5 protein-coding genes and 1 tRNA gene are annotated in these 2,972 nt (G+C 52.2%); 5 read left to right on the top strand and 1 reads right to left on the bottom strand.

Annotation, left to right across the window (positions count from 1 at the left end; all coding sequences use genetic code 11):
- Positions 1-2: 2 nt before the first annotated feature.
- The 5 genes from HEQ34_RS14030 to HEQ34_RS14490 all read left to right on the top strand — a co-directional run bounded on the left by HEQ34_RS14030 (position 3) and on the right by HEQ34_RS14490 (position 2,552).
- Positions 3-77, top strand: a tRNA-Gly gene (locus tag HEQ34_RS14030).
- A gap of 73 nt (positions 78-150) precedes the next feature.
- Positions 151-483, top strand: coding sequence for a hypothetical protein (locus HEQ34_RS14025; RefSeq protein WP_296201524.1), 333 nt, complete (start codon positions 151-153; stop codon positions 481-483).
- Between the two features lie 122 nt (positions 484-605).
- The gene (locus tag HEQ34_RS14020) at positions 606-1,151 is read left to right on the top strand and encodes a hypothetical protein (protein WP_296201522.1); all 546 of its coding nucleotides are present in this window, start codon (positions 606-608) and stop codon (positions 1,149-1,151) included.
- A gap of 16 nt (positions 1,152-1,167) precedes the next feature.
- A complete protein-coding gene (locus HEQ34_RS14015) occupies positions 1,168-2,001 on the top strand; it encodes a deoxycytidine triphosphate deaminase (RefSeq protein WP_296201521.1) in 834 nt (277 codons plus the stop codon).
- Between the two features lie 20 nt (positions 2,002-2,021).
- Complete coding sequence (locus HEQ34_RS14490) at positions 2,022-2,552, top strand: DUF1643 domain-containing protein (RefSeq protein ID WP_366934877.1); 531 nt, start codon at positions 2,022-2,024, stop codon at positions 2,550-2,552.
- 132 nt (positions 2,553-2,684) lie between these two features.
- On the opposite strand, the gene HEQ34_RS14010 is transcribed toward HEQ34_RS14490, so the two are convergent.
- On the bottom strand, positions 2,685-2,972 hold a 288-nt coding region (locus HEQ34_RS14010), incomplete at its 5' end, for a fatty acid desaturase (RefSeq protein ID WP_296201519.1).

Raw genomic sequence — 2,972 nt, 5'->3', positions numbered from 1 at the left:
GAGCGGGCGTAGCTCAGGGGTAGAGCACAACCTTGCCAAGGTTGGGGTCGAGGGTTCGAATCCCTTCGCCCGCTCCAACGTTAACACACTTCATGAGATGTTTAGGGCTTTTAGTTAAGCGGCCGAGGGCTTTTAATTCGGAGAACGTAAATGGCCCAGATCGGCGGCTATCTTCAACCCGATGAGCACGCCAGATTTAAGGCCTATGCAAACGGACTTGGCCTTAGTGAGAGCGCACTCGCGAACCTGCTTATTGTCCGGGAAATACGACGTAAGCGCTTAGGCGTTCTCAAGGTTAAGTATTTGGCTGGCAAGCCTTCAGAAAGCCGCCAAAGGGTGACAGCCCACCGGTCAGATGCAGTTATGAAGGCAGCGTTTTTGTCCCGGTCTAGCGAAGAAGGATTGAAACCCGACCAGGCTGCTTCGATTATTTACAGGGCGGAGATTAACGAGCGTTGGCTTGAACAAGCCATTGCGGCGTAGATTTGGAATCATCTTGATTCCAAGACGTTTGTTGTATAATTTAATTTAAGAGAGCAGGTTCCTAATGAGGGGTTTGGTGGCGGTCGAGTCGGAGATCGTTGGGGGCTTTGGAGTGAAATCCTATGGTTTTGAAGGCAGTAATCACGGACAGTTCCGAGGCAGCTAGTCTTGACACTGCTGTTCTTGATCAGCTGCAGTGGGAGCAGTTTGAGCATGATGAAAAATATCATCGGGAAATCGCTCGGTTAACGGTTCAAGACCGTTTGAAGCACATGGCGCTGCATTTCGCGAAATATGCAGGAGAGATTTTTGCTGGACCGTCTGACGACAAGTTTCGTCGGCTTGTGACGGATGCTTTGATCATCGGAATTTCCGCTGCGAACACTCTAAACATTAGACTTGCAGATACCGTCGGCCAAACAGATACGGGGAATCCATCCGATTTCGACCGTCAGCTCGTTATTGCGGCTGGACGTATGGCTACGGCTTGTGAAAAATTAGACCATTTGGAAGATTTTCCTTTTCGCCCCCACATCGCTGGTGAAGTGCTGAAAATCATTGATTGTGCGCTTGCTGTATTCGTGGATAGAAAGTGGGATTTAGTCATGTCGATCAAGGACCGGCTAGCACCGGTAAAAGCAAAGTCGATCTTCTATGGGAAGCTCTGAATTGAGAGGGCTCTAAATGGCTTTCTGGAGCGGTGACAAACTCACCAGAGCTATACCAGCCAAAAAAATTGTTGAGCCATTCTACCCTAAGCAAGTGGATTGCTCAGCATACACTCTAACGTTGGGCGAGGAATACTTCATCACGCCTGATTACACAGTGTCCGTTTGGGAGAACACGACCAAAACTCTCGCCGAGTCAAAGCGTTGGGATCAGACAATTCCTGAGATCAGACGGGTAATGGGCGGACCGCTTAACATACCCGCCGGCCAATTCGCTTTTCTTATGACCGAAGAGGCACTCAATATCCCGCAAAATGTGATGGGATTTATCTCACTAAAGTCCAGCGCAAAGTGGCGAGGCTTAATCAATGTGTCGGGATTTCACGTCGATCCAGGCTTCAAGGGAAAGCTGATTTACTCAGTCTATAATGCCGGCCCGTCTCCGATCCAATTAAAGCGGGGCCAAGACCTCTTTCTTCTTTGGCTCGCGGACTTAGACCGGAGTGCATCGGGGGAGTTCGCCAAACCTTGGAATTCTGAGCCTCTTGTTGAAATTCCCTCGGCAATGATATCTGAAGTGAATCGCCAGATTCATTCATTGCAAGCTCTCTCAGAACGGATTGAGGCAGTAGCGAGTCGGGTAACAATCATCAGTTCGGTGGCAGCGATTCTTGCCGTAGTAGCCGGACTCGTGTTTGCTCTAATTCAGGTACTTCCCGCTAAAGCATCGTCTTCGGCAGCAGCATCAACGACTTCAGCACCGCAGCCAGCGGCTCCAGAGTCAGCCGCACCAAAAGCGGCAGAAAACACCACAAAGTCTGCAGATGCTCAAACACCGCTGCCGAATTAGTTAATGTGAGTGGCGTTGATATGTTTCCAGACTTACATGGGGCCGTGTTGTCCGAGTGTGGATGCTATCGCTACACCCTTACCCGCAAATGGAACGAAAGTCTTGCAGCGCTCACGTTCATTATGCTGAACCCATCGACTGCAGATGCCACCTTAGATGACCCCACTATTCGGCGCTGCATTGGTTTCGCGCGTGAGCGGGGATTCGGCGGACTTCTGGTACTCAATCTATTCGCGTTTCGGGCCACTAAACCTACGGACATGAAGGCGGCACGCGACCCGGTTGGGCCAGATAATGACGGGCATATAATAGCGGCGCTCACAGCGGCCGGAGCAGCGAGTTCTCCCGTAATCGCAGCGTGGGGTGTCCACGGGGCCTACAATGGTCGAGATGACGAGGTGCGCAAGCTATCGCTGGAATGTGGCGTCAACCTAATGTGCCTCGGTTCGACCAAAGGTAACCACCCGCGACACCCTCTATACGTCGCAGCCGTGCAAGAGTTCGTCCCCTTGCTCAAAAATTTTGAAGAAGCAGATGATCAGCGAAAATAGCGTGAAAGTACCTTAAACAGCTGCGGTCAGGCAGTGATCCTAACACTCGAATCCCCTCGCCCGCTCCAGTTTTTATCCTACATAAGATGATAGCCATCGCGGCCCTTTCGGGTCTGCGATGAACCTTGCGGTTTACGCGCCCCGCACAAACGTGCTGCGCGTGAGTCGCGTCACCAATCCCGTCAAACCATCATAATTTGCGCGGTGATAGGCGGAGTCGGGGGCCAATTGTGCCGTCAGGCGGCGGTGGGCTTCGCCCAAGGCATGATAGGGCACGCTGGGGAGTAAATGGTGCAGCGCGTGGTAGCGAAGCCCTACGGGCGCCCAGATCGATGCCAGCACGCCGGGTGGCGGCACGTTGACGCTGTCGAGGAACTGCGCAGTGACGCTTAACGGCTCCCCGTCATTTTCCCATAAATG

The sequence above is a fragment of the Sphingorhabdus sp. genome (assembly GCF_023910635.1).
GTDB lineage: Bacteria > Pseudomonadota > Alphaproteobacteria > Sphingomonadales > Sphingomonadaceae > Sphingorhabdus_B.
Note: the sequence above shows the minus strand (reverse complement) of the source record. Positions and strands in the feature narration are given on the sequence as shown.

Excerpts from the sequence above, each read along its gene's own strand:
- HEQ34_RS14025 (WP_296201524.1), top strand. The coding sequence starts at position 151 with ATGGCCCAGATCGGCGGCTATCTTCAACCCGATGAGCACGCCAGATTT.
- HEQ34_RS14020 (WP_296201522.1), top strand. The coding sequence starts at position 606 with ATGGTTTTGAAGGCAGTAATCACGGACAGTTCCGAGGCAGCTAGTCTT.
- HEQ34_RS14015 (WP_296201521.1), top strand. The coding sequence starts at position 1,168 with ATGGCTTTCTGGAGCGGTGACAAACTCACCAGAGCTATACCAGCCAAA.
- HEQ34_RS14490 (WP_366934877.1), top strand. The coding sequence starts at position 2,022 with ATGTTTCCAGACTTACATGGGGCCGTGTTGTCCGAGTGTGGATGCTAT.